At 59.8% G+C, this 13,579-nt stretch carries 16 protein-coding genes; 3 read left to right on the top strand and 13 right to left on the bottom strand.

Going from position 1 to position 13,579, the window contains the following annotated elements:
* Positions 1–10: 10 nt before the first annotated feature.
* From ABEA02_RS01620 to ABEA02_RS01580, 9 genes are read right to left on the bottom strand one after another with little or no spacing between them, the layout of a single operon-like run.
* Positions 11–262 carry a BolA family protein gene (locus tag ABEA02_RS01620; RefSeq protein WP_345531079.1) on the bottom strand — a complete coding sequence of 84 codons (252 nt, stop codon included), beginning with the start codon at positions 260–262 and terminating at the stop codon, positions 11–13.
* A 33-nt stretch (positions 263–295) separates the two neighbouring features.
* Positions 296–1,051: an ABC transporter permease gene (locus ABEA02_RS01615; RefSeq protein WP_345531078.1), complete on the bottom strand. Its 756-nt coding sequence runs from the start codon at positions 1,049–1,051 to the stop codon at positions 296–298.
* Between the two features lie 2 nt (positions 1,052–1,053).
* The gene (locus ABEA02_RS01610; RefSeq protein ID WP_345531077.1) at positions 1,054–1,968 is read right to left on the bottom strand and encodes an ABC transporter ATP-binding protein; all 915 of its coding nucleotides are present in this window, start codon (positions 1,966–1,968) and stop codon (positions 1,054–1,056) included.
* The gene (locus tag ABEA02_RS01605; RefSeq protein ID WP_345531076.1) at positions 1,955–2,269 is read right to left on the bottom strand and encodes an STAS domain-containing protein; all 315 of its coding nucleotides are present in this window, start codon (positions 2,267–2,269) and stop codon (positions 1,955–1,957) included. The genes ABEA02_RS01610 and ABEA02_RS01605 overlap by 14 nt, the downstream gene beginning before the upstream one ends.
* On the bottom strand, positions 2,266–2,874 hold the full coding sequence (locus tag ABEA02_RS01600) for an MlaC/ttg2D family ABC transporter substrate-binding protein (protein WP_345531075.1): 609 nt from the start codon (positions 2,872–2,874) through the stop codon (positions 2,266–2,268). The genes ABEA02_RS01605 and ABEA02_RS01600 overlap by 4 nt, the downstream gene beginning before the upstream one ends.
* A gap of 22 nt (positions 2,875–2,896) precedes the next feature.
* On the bottom strand, positions 2,897–3,751 hold the full coding sequence (locus ABEA02_RS01595; protein ID WP_345531074.1) for an MlaA family lipoprotein: 855 nt from the start codon (positions 3,749–3,751) through the stop codon (positions 2,897–2,899).
* A complete protein-coding gene (gene mlaD / locus ABEA02_RS01590; protein ID WP_345531073.1) occupies positions 3,748–4,218 on the bottom strand; it encodes an outer membrane lipid asymmetry maintenance protein MlaD in 471 nt (156 codons plus the stop codon). Before mlaD ends, ABEA02_RS01595 begins: the two co-directional genes overlap by 4 nt.
* 1 nt (position 4,219) lies before the next feature.
* Positions 4,220–5,011 (bottom strand): lipid asymmetry maintenance ABC transporter permease subunit MlaE, encoded by a 792-nt coding sequence (gene mlaE, locus ABEA02_RS01585; protein WP_345531072.1) that lies wholly within the window; start codon positions 5,009–5,011, stop codon positions 4,220–4,222.
* On the bottom strand, positions 5,004–5,948 hold the full coding sequence (locus ABEA02_RS01580; RefSeq protein WP_345531071.1) for an ABC transporter ATP-binding protein: 945 nt from the start codon (positions 5,946–5,948) through the stop codon (positions 5,004–5,006). The genes mlaE and ABEA02_RS01580 overlap by 8 nt, the downstream gene beginning before the upstream one ends.
* A gap of 31 nt (positions 5,949–5,979) precedes the next feature.
* Between ABEA02_RS01580 and ABEA02_RS01575 the strand changes: the two genes are divergently transcribed.
* Both ABEA02_RS01575 and ABEA02_RS01570 read left to right on the top strand, forming a co-directional pair.
* A complete protein-coding gene (locus tag ABEA02_RS01575) occupies positions 5,980–7,455 on the top strand; it encodes a sigma-54-dependent transcriptional regulator (RefSeq protein WP_345531070.1) in 1,476 nt (491 codons plus the stop codon).
* A gap of 54 nt (positions 7,456–7,509) precedes the next feature.
* Positions 7,510–8,949, top strand: a complete 1,440-nt coding sequence (locus ABEA02_RS01570; protein WP_345531069.1) for an AAA family ATPase — start codon at positions 7,510–7,512, stop codon at positions 8,947–8,949.
* 15 nt (positions 8,950–8,964) lie between these two features.
* On the opposite strand, the gene ABEA02_RS01565 is transcribed toward ABEA02_RS01570, so the two are convergent.
* The 4 genes from ABEA02_RS01565 to ABEA02_RS01550 all read right to left on the bottom strand — a co-directional run bounded on the left by ABEA02_RS01565 (position 8,965) and on the right by ABEA02_RS01550 (position 12,149).
* The gene (locus tag ABEA02_RS01565; RefSeq protein ID WP_345531068.1) at positions 8,965–9,588 is read right to left on the bottom strand and encodes a C40 family peptidase; all 624 of its coding nucleotides are present in this window, start codon (positions 9,586–9,588) and stop codon (positions 8,965–8,967) included.
* 118 nt (positions 9,589–9,706) lie between these two features.
* On the bottom strand, positions 9,707–11,137 hold the full coding sequence (locus ABEA02_RS01560; protein WP_345531067.1) for a PhoH family protein: 1,431 nt from the start codon (positions 11,135–11,137) through the stop codon (positions 9,707–9,709).
* A 71-nt stretch (positions 11,138–11,208) separates the two neighbouring features.
* A complete protein-coding gene (locus ABEA02_RS01555) occupies positions 11,209–11,664 on the bottom strand; it encodes a peroxiredoxin (RefSeq protein ID WP_345531066.1) in 456 nt (151 codons plus the stop codon).
* Positions 11,665–11,771: 107 nt separating this feature from the next.
* Complete coding sequence (locus tag ABEA02_RS01550; protein WP_345531064.1) at positions 11,772–12,149, bottom strand: Mth938-like domain-containing protein; 378 nt, start codon at positions 12,147–12,149, stop codon at positions 11,772–11,774.
* 126 nt (positions 12,150–12,275) lie between these two features.
* On the opposite strand from ABEA02_RS01550, the gene ABEA02_RS01545 reads away from it, so the two are divergent.
* Positions 12,276–13,568: a pyridoxal phosphate-dependent aminotransferase gene (locus ABEA02_RS01545; RefSeq protein ID WP_345531063.1), complete on the top strand. Its 1,293-nt coding sequence runs from the start codon at positions 12,276–12,278 to the stop codon at positions 13,566–13,568.
* Positions 13,569–13,579 lie beyond the last annotated feature (11 nt).

Below are 13,579 nucleotides of genomic sequence, written 5' to 3'. Positions count from 1 at the left end.
ATGCTTTCGCTCAGAGGCTCTTCTGGAACTCGGTCCACTGAGCCGGCGTGTAAGTCTGCAATTGCAGTGCGTGAATTTCGTTGCCCATCAGTTTGCCCAGCGTGGCGTACACCGCCTGGTGCTGGCGGACGCGCATTTGTCCCTCGAAGCTCGCACTGACGACGATTCCCGAGAAATGCACACCGTCGTCGCCCTCGATGGCGACGAACTCGCAGGGCAAGCCTGCCTCGATCAAACGCTGGATTTCTGCTGCCTGAAACATGATTCTCACTTTGCCTGACGCACTGGATTGCCTTCAGTGCCTGAGTTTATAACCGCGCCGCAGCATTTCGAGGCAAACCCCGGCAAATCCAGCCAGCGCACATGCCACGACAGCAAGGCTTAGCCAGGGAGATACGTCCGAGACACCGAAAAAACCGAAACGGAAACCGTCAATCATGAAGAAAAACGGGTTCAGATGCGAGACCCCTTGCCAAAATTCCGGCAAGGAATGAATTGAGTAGAACACGCCGGAGAGCATGGTCAGCGGCATGATCAGGAAGTTCTGGAACGCGGCCAGCTGGTCGAATTTGTCTGCCCAGATGCCGGCAATGATGCCCAGTGTCCCCAACATGGCGCCGCCCAAGAGAACGAAGGTCAGCACCCACAGCGGGTGGGCCACCCCAAGCTGGGCGAACGGGAGGGAAGCCAGCCAGACGCCACAACCGACCAACACGCCTCGCATGACCGACGCCAGCACATAGGCCGCATAGAACTCACGGTACGAAATCGGCGGCAGCAAAACGAACACGATGTTGCCGGTAATCTTGCTCTGGATCAGCGACGAAGAGCTGTTGGCAAACGCGTTCTGCAGCACCGACATCATGACGAGCCCGGGGATCAGAAAGTCCGTGTAGCGAACAGACTCGTATATCTGCACACGGTCCGACAGCACGTGCGAAAAGATCATGAGGTAGAGCACGGCCGTCAGAACAGGCGCAGCAACAGTCTGGAAGGCGACCTTCCAGAAACGCAGCGTTTCCTTGTACAGCAGGGTACGGAATGCCAGCATGCTCAGGCCTTGTTCATGATGTCGACAAAAGCCTGCTCAAGATCAGGCTTGATGATCTCGACTTCCTGCACACTTGCCCCGGCCTCGCGCAATGCAGCCAGCATGGGCTCGACCTCTTCGAAACGATCGAATACAGCTGTCAGCCAACCGCCTTCCTGCCTCGTCTTGCGCCCCTCAAACAATGCCGGAAGCGCTATCGGGTTCGACGTTCGCACGCGCAGGGCATGCCCACTGACGCGACGCAGGATGTTCTGCGTGGAGTCCAGCGCGATGACGCGCCCAGACTTCAACATGGCGATACGCGAACAGAGTTGCTCGGCCTCTTCGAGATAGTGCGTGGTCAGCACAATGGTGTGCCCATCAGCATTGAGCTTGCGGATGAACTTCCACAGGGTCTGGCGCAACTCGACGTCGACACCCGCCGTCGGCTCGTCCAGCACGATAACGGGCGGCTTGTGCACCAGTGCCTGCGCGACCAGCACACGACGCTTCATGCCGCCGGATAAAGCACGCATGTTGGCGCCCGCCTTGCTTGTCAGGTCGAGGCTTTCCAGCAACTCATCGATCCAGGCATCGTTGCTGCGGATACCGAAATAGCCGGACTGTATGCGCAGAACTTCGCGCACAGAGAAGAATGGGTCGAAAACCAGTTCCTGTGGCACAACCCCCAAGGCCGCTCGCGCCGCACGATAGTCGCTGACCACGTCGTGTCCGCTGACCTGGATACACCCCTCGTCAAGGCGAACCAGCCCGGCCAACGCCGAGATCAGCGTGGTCTTGCCAGCCCCATTGGGGCCCAGCAAGGCGAAGAATTCGCCCTGGCGAATATCGAGATCTACACCCGCCAGTGCCTGGAGATTGCCGTACCGCTTGACTGCCCCTTGCACCCGGATGGCAATGCCATCAGTGCTGGACATGCGTCGTCAGGCTTTCCACCAATAGGGAGTCCACCCCGTACAGGCTGGCAAGGGATGAGAAACTTGCTGGAGCGTTGATGAGCGAGAGACGACGCCCCGACGCCTGTGAGGCCCGTAACAGCGCCAGCACCAGCGACACCGCTGCCGAGTCCAGCGTCGTTACCTCAGCCAGATCCAGCGTACAGTCTGCGGCGCGCACGCGATGGTCCGCCTCCGCCAGCACTGCGGTGACTTCATCTATAGTCAAAGCCCCCTGCAAACACAGGTGGCACTGGCCGTCGACGTTGCGCTCGGCAATCATTTCTTGTCGGTCGCCCTGGCTGAGTTCTTGTCGCGCAGGGACTTGATCAGACCATCGATACCGCTTGCCTTGATCTCCTGTCCAAAGCTGTCGCGATAGTTGGCGATCAGGCTGACGCCCGCTACATAGACATCAAACACCTTCCACTCACCCGAGGGCTTGTGCAGGTCATAGTCAATCTGCACCGGCTTGGCACCCGGCTGCTTGACCTCGGTCTTGACGGTCACTTCGGGGTCGGACGACGCCTTGTAGGGCTTCACATCCACGGTCTGGTTCTTGTACTGCGACAGCGAATTCGCGTAGCTACGCACCAGCAGGACCTGAAACTCCTTTGTCAGCTGAGTCTTCTGATCTGGCGTCGCGTTGCGCCACTCGCGCCCCACTGCCGAAGCAGTCATCTTCGTAAAGTCGAAGTGCGGCAGGATCTTGCCCTCCACGACTTCCTGAATGCGTTTCTGGTCACCGGCCTGGATGGCCTTGTCAGACTTGATCAGCTCGATGATCTCGCCAGTCACCGTCTTGATCATCTGATCCGGCCCTTCCTGGGCATGCGCCGAGGCAACAAGGCCCGCAATCAGAACGAGTTTCGAGAAAAATTTCAGCATGTTTCTTCCAGTCAGGAGAATTTCACGGGGCGTCATCCGCAGAAGGCGAAACCTGCGCATTACGACCAGCCAAAGCACGATCCAGTTCCACCAGCAACAGGCGTCGTGAAGCCAGCTCGATGTCGGGATCCTTCACACTGTAGAAGGGACGAGCACCGCCATTCAACGCATCATCGTCGGTTTTGCGGACACGACGGCCATCACGAATCAGACTTTCACGACGATTCAGGTAAAAATCGCGCAGGTAGGCATAACGGTCCAGCGCTGCGTCATCCAGTGATTTCTCGGCGCCCAGCAGATCAGCGCGCTCGCTGATGAGCTTGATGGCGCGGGATACATTGCGTGCAGGCACGGATGGAATGAAACCATATGGCGATGCCATCATGTCTACCACCATCCCGCCCGTATCACGCAGTGTGCGCGGACCGAAGAACGGCAACATCAGATATGGCCCGCTGCGCACACCCCACACAGCCAAAGTCTGGCCGAAATCTTCTTCGTGTTTGGTCAGCCCCAGTTCGGTGGCCACATCGAAAATACCGAGGATGCCAAAGGTTGTGTTGATGGCGAATCGCCCAATATCACTCAGACCATCCAGGGGCTTGCCCTGCAGAAGGTTGTTGATACCGATCCAAACATCCTCGACATTTGAAAACACATTGGACACGCCAGTACGGACTGGCAGCGGCGCCACGTGGTCGTATATCTGGGCGACCGGCTTCAGAAAGGTGGCATCCACCTGCTGGTTGAAGTCGAACACCACGCGGTTTGTCTTCTCCCAAGGATCGCGCGGATTGGAACCCGTAGCACAGCCAGCGAGTACCCCAGCGATACAGAGCGCAAACAACCAGCGCAGTATGGGCCGCACCGCGTTCATTTCTTGGCCGGACCTTCTTCAGCCTTGGAGAACATGAACTGGCTGATCAGTTTTTCAAGCACCACAGCAGACTGGGTCTTCTTCATCTTCTCACCCGGCTTTAGCACCTGATCGTCAGCGCCAGGTTCAAGACCAATGTACTGCTCACCCAGCAAACCCGAGGTATTGATCGTGGCAAAGGTATCGCGCGGAAAGCTGAAGCGGCTATCGACACGCATCTTGACCAGCGCCCGGAAAGTCTCCGGATTCAGCTCGATGGATTCGATGCGCCCCACTACGACCCCCGCGCTCTTGATAGGCGCACGCACCTTGAGACCACCGATGTTGTCAAACTCGGCCGACAAGGGATAGGGATCCTGCAATTTGGAGCCAGCGAGATTACCGACCTTCATGGCGAGGAAAATCAGGGCCGCAACGCCCAACACCACAAAGATTCCGACCCACAGATCGATAGTTGAACGCTTCACGTCAGCCTCGGAACATGAAAGAAGTAAGAATGAAATCCAGCCCCAGAATAGCCAGGGAGGACGTGACCACGGTCCGCGTCGTTGCGCGCGACACCCCTTCGGCCGTCGGATCGGCATCGTAGCCTTCGAAAACTGCGATCAGCGACACCGCGAATCCGAACACCACGCTCTTCACCACGCCGTTGAGGATATCGCGCTTGAAGTCGACGAATGACTGCATTTGTGCCCAGAAAGATCCTGAGTCCACACCGATCAGGACGACACCAACCAGATAACCTCCCAACACACCCATGGCGGAGAACATCGCCGCCAGCAAAGGCATGGAAATCACGCCCCCCCAGAATCGCGGAGCGACCACACGAGCCAGCGGATTGACGGCCATCATATCCATCGCATCAAGCTGCTCCGTGGCTTTCATGAGACCTATTTCAGCAGTAATGGCCGAGCCTGCACGGCTGGCAAACAGAAGCCCCGCCACGACCGGACCCAGCTCACGCACCAGTGACAAGGCCACCAAAACCCCCAGCGCTTCTTCAGAACCATAGCGCTGCAGGGTGTCATAACCTTGCAGCCCCAGCACCATGCCGACGAAAAGCCCGGACACGAGGATGATGATCAGCGACAGCACGCCGGAGAAGTAGATCTCCCGCAACGTCAAATTGATACGACGAAAACTCGCCCCGGACTGCAGGATGACGGCAAGGAAAAACCTGGCGGCATAGCCCATACGCCAGACTGCGTTGACGACACGCGCACCCGCAGTCTGGAAAAAATCGCTCAGACCCTCAAACACTGCGCACCCCCAGAGATTCCGCATAGGGTGCAGCCGGCACCTGGAATGGCACTGGACCGTCCGCCTCGGCCCACACGAACTGATGCACCCAAGGGTCGGCCGACGCCTGAATCTCGGCTGGCGTACCTTCTGCCACGACCTTCCCCTCGGAGAGAAAATAGATGTAATCGACGATCTTCAAGGATTCCTGCACATCGTGGGTCACCACGATAGAGCCCGCCCCCAGTGCATCGTTGAGCCTGCGGATCAACTGGCCGATCACGCCCAGCGAGATGGGGTCCAGGCCGGCAAACGGCTCGTCATACATGATGATGCCGGGATCCAGCGCCACAGTGCGCGCCAAGGCCACCCGCCTTGCCATGCCACCGGAAAGTTCGCTGGGCTTGAGCCATGCCGCGCCGCGCAAACCAATCGCATGCAGCTTCATGAGCACCAGATCTCGGATGACCTCTTCCGGCAGATCCGTGTGCTCGCGCATGGGGAACGCAACATTGTCGAATACCGACATGTCAGTAAATAGTGCGCCGAACTGGAACAACATGCCCATGCGGCGGCGCAGACGGTAGAGACCGTCATTGTCGAGATCGTGAATGGATTCGCCGAACACCTTCACCGCCCCACCTGGCACCTTCAGTTGGCCGCCAATGAGACGCAAGAGGGTGGTTTTACCGCACCCCGAACCACCCATGATGGCCACCACCTTGCCGCGCGGAACATGGATATTGACGCCGTGCAGGACAGGTCGGGAGCCGTAACCGAAGCGCAGGTCGTTGACCTCGACCAGCGCCGGCGTTTCTTGTGCAGGAGAGTTGTTCAAGTCGGATCTCGGGTCGAAAACGCGCGTCAATGATAGCACGCGGCCACCACCACCCCGTCTCAGCAGGAATGCACATCCGGGCACTTGCAGGAATGCGATAAACTCGAAATCACCAACCATACCACCGGCCAACCGAAGCCCCGTAACCGGCATGACGCGCCCTGCGCTCCCCGACATCCTGCTGGTCGATGATGATCCACTCATCGTGGAAACGATGCGCTACATCCTCGAACCCGACTTCTCCCTGCACTGCGCAAGCAACCGCAAGGATGCCATCGGAATCATTCGGGCCCATGACAAACCTTTCGATCTGGCCCTGATCGACCTCGGGCTACCGCCGGTGCCGAATCGCCCGGATGAAGGTCTGACATTGATTAGTGACCTGCTGGCCCACAATCCAGCCTGCAAGATCATCGTCCTCTCGGGGCAGAACGAAGAGATGCATGCTCGCCATGCCCGCACGCTTGGCGCACTGGAATTCATCGCCAAGCCGGCACGCCCTGAGGCACTGCGCGCAGCCCTGCACGGCGCCCTGCGCCTGCAGCGTGATGAACAGGCTGCCGACGCACGCCAACGCGCACTCGACCGCTTTGTTGGCGCCAGCGCAGCCATTACCGGGTTGCGCGAGCAGCTGCAGCGTTCGGCCACTTCGCCCTTTCCGGTACTCATCGAGGGCGAGTCCGGCACAGGCAAGGAACTGGCTGCACACGCCCTGCACGAACTCGCTAGCAACGGCAACCGTGAACGCCGCTTCGTAGCACTCAATTGCGCGGCGATTGCGCCGGGGCTGATCGAAGCGACCTTGTTTGGCCACACACGCGGTGCCTTTACCGGTGCGCAGACTGCACAACCCGGCTACTTCGAGGAGGCCGAGGACGGCACCCTATTCCTCGATGAAATCGGCGAACTGCCACTGGACCTGCAGCCAAAATTGCTGCGCGTGCTGGAAAACGGCGAATTCCAGCGTGTAGGCGAAACCACCAGTCGTCAAGCAAGGGCGCGTGTTGTCGCAGCGACCAATCGCGACCTGCAGCAGGAAGTCCGGGCGGGACGCTTCCGTGCCGACCTGTTCCATCGCCTGTCCGTGCTGCGTATCCGCGTCCCGCCGTTACGACAGACAGGACGGGATCGAATGGCACTGCTGCAGCATTTCACCCGACTGTTTGCCGGTCAGATGAACGTCAAAGCGTTCGAACTGGACGCCGAAGCGGCAACCGTCTGGCAATGCTACGACTTCCCCGGCAACGTACGTGAATTGCGCAACATCGTCATACGACTGCTGGTACGGCATGCGGGAAAACCGGTTTCCCGCATGGCACTCGAAGCCGAAATGGAGAGCGACACAGACCAATCCGCAGCCTTGGCGCAGACTCCGATTGCCCGCGAGGAGGCATTGCACACCTCTACTGCAGCCATGCCGATGCCCACGGAAGGTATGGACCTGCCCGCCGTACTTCGTCGCATCGAGCGTGACTACATCGTGGCAGCCCTGCAGCAAAGCCGCGGCAACATGAGCCAGGCCGCACGCCTGTTAGGCATCAATCGCTCTACGCTGTATAACCGCATGGAAACCCTCGCACGAAATGGCGAGGATTTCGGCACCGTCAGTCCCGGCAGCATGCAATGACCGTAGACCTCATCCATTTCTGTGCTCCGGCCCACGCCGGATCGAGATCGCGCCATGTACCTTGAGCACTTCGGGCTGAGTGAAGCGCCCTTCCGCATCACACCGCAAACTGCCTGGTTCTATGCCGGAGCCCAACGCGGTGCGCTGCTTGATGCACTGTTGTACGCGATTGCGCACGACGAAGGCATCATAAAGATCAGCGGCGAAGTCGGCGTAGGCAAGACCATGCTGTGCCGCATGCTCATCGAGCGACTGCCGGCCAATGTACAGGTCATCTACCTGTCCAACCCCAGCCTGACGCCCGAGGCCTTGCTGAAGACCATCGCGCTCGAACTTGGCATTGCCGATACGCAACCATTGACCGTCCTGCGGCAGATCGAACAAGCACTGATAGCGAGCTATGAAGCGGGCAAGCGCGTTGTCGCCATCATCGACGAAGCGCACGCCATGCCGCGCGAATCGCTGGAACAGATCCGGCTTCTTTCCAATCTGGAAAGTGCAAGCCGCAAACTGTTGCAACTGGTTTTGTTTGGGCAGACGGAACTTGATGAGTTGCTGGCCCTGCGCGAAATGCGCTCCCTGCATGACCGCATCACCCAGCACTTTGCACTCGGCCCACTGGCAGAGCCCGACGTAGCCGCCTATCTGCGCCACCGCCTCGAAGCCGCCGGATACCGCGGGCCGGACCTGTTCAACACCCGCAACGCCCGCTTGATCGCTCAGGCGTCACGGGGCCTGACCCGGCGCATCAACATCCTGGCGGACAAGACGCTGATGGCTGCTTTTGCAGACAAAACACGCAATATTGCTCCGCGCCATGTGCGACTTGCAGCCCAGGATGCACGCTACACGCTGCCACCCGCCCGCCGCCTCGCTCTGCCTGCACTCGGCGTACTCGTTGGCATTAGCGCACTGGGTTTGCTGGGCTGGTGGTGGCTCCACAGCAAGACGACCACCCCGGCAACGAATACGATTTCCGCAGTAGTTGCGGCTGCGCCAGCCGTCGCATCCTCTGAGCCCGCCCCTGGGATCGCCAGTTCACCGGCGGCAACATCCGTACCTGTCGCCACCTCGACTCCGCCCCCTGTGCCAGCAGCACTGCCTCAGGTCTCTGCCCCTCTTGCCACCCCGGCGGCGCCAACGCTTGTGCCTCAGGCTGTCACGCAGGCGGGTCTGGGGCCCATCTCCGCCGGCCTGCTGCAAGCCTCGAAGTCACATATCGCCCAGGCCCCGGCGAGTCGCTTTTTCGTCCAGATCCAGCGCGTTTCAGAGGCCGACGCAGCCTCACTGGAAGCATTTCTGCAGCGACTCCGCCAGGCAATTCCCGCCGAGCAGACGCGTCTATACAGCGCAGTCATTGCCGGCAAGACACGCTACGGAGTGATATTCGGGGATTTCGAAACAGCGAAAGAGGCCAACGCCGCGATTGCAGCAATGCCTGAGTGGCTACGCGGCCTGGGCATCTATCCCCGTCAGTACGCAGCCTTGAAGTAAATCGGGAAAGTAGCGTCAGCGCGTCGCGCTGCGTTTTTGCGGATCAGAGGCAGGCACGGGCGGTTCCGCCACCGCGCTCGCCTCGGCTGCCTGCGCTTCAGAGATCAGGCGGCGACCCCCATTGAAGCGCTTGGTCCAGTAGGAATTGTCCATGCGCTCGACGCGCACAACACCGCCCTTGGAAGGCGAGTGCAAGAACTTGTCTTCGCCCAGATAGATGCCGACGTGCGAGAACGCCCGGCGCATCGTGTTGAAGAACACCAGGTCGCCCGGCTTCAGTTCTTCCTTGTTGATGCGATCTCCAACCTTGGCCATCTCGGCTGCGGTCCGCGGCAGATTCATGCCCAACGCATCACCAAAAACCTTTCGCACCAGACCGCTGCAGTCAATCCCGCCATCTTCGGGGCTGTTGCCGCCCAAGCGGTACTTGACACCGAGTAGCGCAAAACCTTCGTCGAAGATGTTTTCCAACCCGCTCTTGGATGCAGTCAGCACCTCTTTCGCGCCCAATACATAACGCTGAAGACGTGACGGCTCCGTAGCTTGCGTCTGCGTAGCGTCCTGCTTCACCTCTTGGGCGTGCAGGGCCGCGCCATGCAGCGCCAAAAGGCTCAGGATAATCAGGCTCTTGCGAATCATGCCCCGGACTATAGCTGTCACTGGCGGATAGGTAAACCCGCAGGATTTGTTACAGGACAAATGGCAAGCGGGGGCAGACATGCGTCCGCCCCCGCCCGAGCACCATAAAGCCTGTCTATCAAAGAATGTCGGCAGCGTGGTCCGCCAGACGCGAACGCTCACCGCGCTGCAGCGTGATGTGCCCGCTATGCGGCCATCCCTTGAAGCGATCGACCACGTAGGTCAAGCCTGAACTGCCCTCGGTAAGGTACGGCGTATCGATCTGGGCAATGTTGCCCAGACAGATCACCTTGGTTCCGGGGCCAGCGCGGGTGATCAAAGTCTTCATCTGCTTGGGCGTCAGGTTCTGGGCTTCGTCGATGATGAGGAACTTGTTGATGAAGGTTCGGCCGCGCATGAAGTTGAGCGACTTGACCTTGATGCGGGTGCGAATCAGATCGCGCGTCGCCGCCCTGCCCCACTCGCCACCATAGCCACCACCGTCATCGACACCGCCGTTGAGCACGTCGAGGTTATCCTCGAGCGCCCCCATCCATGGCGCCATCTTCTCTTCCTCGGTACCAGGCAGGAAGCCGATGTCCTCGCCGACCGGCACGGTCACGCGGGTCATGATGATCTCGGAGTAGCGCTTGGTCTCCAGCACCTGAGTGAGCCCTGCGGCCAGGGTCAGCAAGGTTTTGCCGGTACCGGCCTGCCCAAGCAGGGAGACGAAATCCACCTCCGGGTTCATCAAGAGGTTCAGTGCGAAGTTCTGCTCGCGGTTGCGCGCCACAATGCCCCAGACATTGTTCTTCTGATGGCCGTAGTCGATCAAGGTCTCGAGGATGGCGCTCGGCCCGGTGCGCTGCTTGACGATAGCGTGCAGCGGCTTCTCGCCTTCCTGAAACACCAGTTCATTGATCGACAGGTCGGCGCACATCGGCCCCTTCACCTTGTAATAGGTGCGGCCACCCTCTTTCCAGGACTCCATCTCGCGACCATGGGTTTCCCAGAAGTCCACCGGCAGCTCGCGCATGCCGGAGTACAGCAGGTCGGAGTCTTCGAGAACCTTGTCGTTGAAGTAGTCCTGCGCCGCCAGACCCAAAGCACGGGCCTTGATGCGCATGTTGATGTCTTTCGACACCAGGATGACCTCACGCCCCGGAAAACGCTCGCTGAGGAACATCACCACTGCGAGGATCTGGTTGTCGGCCTTGGCGGTCGGCACGCCTTCCGGCAAGTTCGGTGCAATTGCCTCGGTCTGCAGGAACAAGCGGCCCGAAGCCAGATCCTTGGACGGCCCTTCCAGCGGGATGCCTTCCTCAATTCCGTTCATGTAACCCGACACGATTTCATCCATCGTGCGGCTGGCCTGGCGCGCGTTGCGCGCCACTTCGGTCATACCCTTCTTGTTGTTATCGAGTTCTTCGAGGGTCATGATAGGCACGTAGATATCGTGCTCCTCGAAGCGATACAGGCTGGTCGGATCGTGCATCAGCACATTGGTGTCGAGCACGAAAAGCTTGGTTGCAATGCCTGCCTTGGTAATGGGGGTGCGCTTGGTGGCCATAGGTCTCGTATCGAATCTATCCGTTGTCGGGGGGTGAGCTGATGTGGCTCACAGGAAGGACACGTGTGCGCTTACAGGGTTTTGACGAATTCAAGTACCTCCCTTGCATGACCATCGACCTTGACCTTGCGCCACTCGCGAGCGAGCTTGCCAGCCTTGTCGATCACGAAAGTGCTGCGCTCGATGCCCAGCACCTGCTTGCCGTACATGTTCTTCATCTTGATCACATCGAACAGCTTGCACAGCGCCTCGTCTGTGTCAGACAGCAGCTCGAAGGGCATGCACAGCTTGGTCTTGAAGCCCTCATGGGATTTGAGACTGTCGCGCGAGACGCCGAAGATCACGGCACCTGCCTTGTCGAAGTCACCGTTGAGCGCGGTGAAATCCTCGCCTTCGGTCGTGCAGCCGGGCGTATTGTCCTTGGGGTAGAAATAGAGCACTACGATCTTGCCGCGCAGGCCGGAGAGGGTCACGGTCTGGCCGCTCGTTGCGGCCACAGAAAAATCGGGAACAGCCTTGCCAAGCATTCAGGACTCCTAAACGACGATGAGTCCACCGTAACCGCATTCGACGCACCCCGCAACCGCGCGGCATGGTGGCATACTGGCAGTCCGATCTGACACCAAGCGGCGGATCAGATAGCGTCCAGCAAGAGCGCGGCCGCCACCACACGCCCCTCCCCGGCCAGGATGTTGTAGGTCCGGCAAGCCGACCCGGTATCCATCACCTCAAAACCGATCCGCGCATCGATCAGCGGGCGCAACAACGCTGGCTTCGGGAAGCGCTGGCGAGCCCCTGTACCAATCAGCACGAGTGCTGGCGATAACGCCACTATTGCTGCAAAGTCCGCCTCGGTCAGCCCTTCGAATCCAGCCTGCCCCCAAGCCTGCGGCGCACGCTTCGGCATGACCACAAGACTCATTTCATGGCGTTCACGCTGGATGGCGATGTGCGCCGCGTCGTAGCCGGTTACGAGATTGAGGCCGGCATCCTCGTCGCGATACAGTTTCATGGGGCAAAAATGCTGCGCTCAGCGTCGTGCAGGTGTTCGCACGAATCGCATGTAGGGCTTGTTATCATAAGCGGTTTTCACGCCCCGGTGCCTCCTGCACCGGCGCCTTTGCCGGGGAATCCCATCATGAAGCACGGTAGTTCATTGCGCGTCGCCGATTCCAACACCACGCCTGTCGTCGGTGGCAAGGCGCGAGCGGTGAGCAAGTCGGCCAAACTTGCCAACGTCTGCTACGACATCCGCGGCCCCGTACTAGAACGCGCCAAGCAGATGGAAGACGAAGGCCAGCGCATCATGAAGCTGAACATCGGCAACGTGGCGCACTTCGGCCTCATGCCGCCCGAGGAGATCGTGCAGGACATGATCCACAACCTGCCCGACACGGCAGGCTACACGGACTCGAAGGGGCTCTTCGCGCCGCGCAAAGCGATCATGCATTACTCGCAGGAGAAGGGTATCTCCGGCGTCACCATCGACGACATCTACCTCGGCAATGGCGCGTCCGAACTCATCGTGATGAGCATGAACGCCCTGCTCAACCCCGGGGACGAAGTCCTGCTGCCGGCACCGGACTATCCGCTCTACACCGGCGCCGTCGCCCTGTCGGGTGGCACGCCCGTGCACTATGTTTGCGACGAAGCTTCTGACTGGATGCCGGACATTGCCGACATGCGCCAGAAGATCACGCCCAACACGCGCGCCATCGTCATCATCAATCCGAACAACCCGACTGGCGCCCTGTACCCGCGTGAAGTGCTCGAACAGATCGTGCAGCTAGCACGTGAGCACCAGCTCATCGTCTTCGCCGACGAGATCTACGACAAGACCCTCTACGACGACGCCGAACATGTCAGCATCGCCTCGCTCGCCGACGACGTACTGTTCCTCACATTCAACGGTCTGTCGAAGAACTACCGCGCCTGTGGCTACCGCTCAGGCTGGATGATCGTCTCGGGTGAAAAGCGCCATGCCCGTGACTACATCGAAGGCCTCAATATGCTGGCCTCGATGCGCCTGTGCGCCAACACGCCAGGTCAGCTCGCCATCCAGACCGCACTCGGCGGCTACCAGTCGATCAAGGATCTCGTCGCACCAGGCGGCCGTCTGCGTCGCCAGCGTGACCTCGCCTACGAACTGCTCACCGCCATTCCGGGCGTGACCTGCGTCAAGCCAAAAGCTGCGTTGTACCTGTTCCCGCGTCTCGACCCGAAGATGTACCCGATTGCGGACGACCAACAATTCATCCTCGAACTGCTCGAAGCCGAACGCGTGCTGCTCGTGCAAGGCACCGGCTTCAACTGGAAGTCGCCCGACCACTTCCGCGTTGTCTTCCTGCCTCACGAAGACGACCTGCGTGAAGCCATCGGCCGCATCGCCCGATTCCTTGAGGGCTACCGCAAGAGGCACGGCACGGCATGAGTGCTCAGGCG

The sequence above is a fragment of the Viridibacterium curvum genome, from assembly GCF_039544165.1.
GTDB lineage: Bacteria > Pseudomonadota > Gammaproteobacteria > Burkholderiales > Rhodocyclaceae > Viridibacterium > Viridibacterium curvum.
The sequence above is the reverse complement of the archived record's forward strand: the minus strand, read 5'-3'. Positions and strand labels throughout refer to the sequence as shown.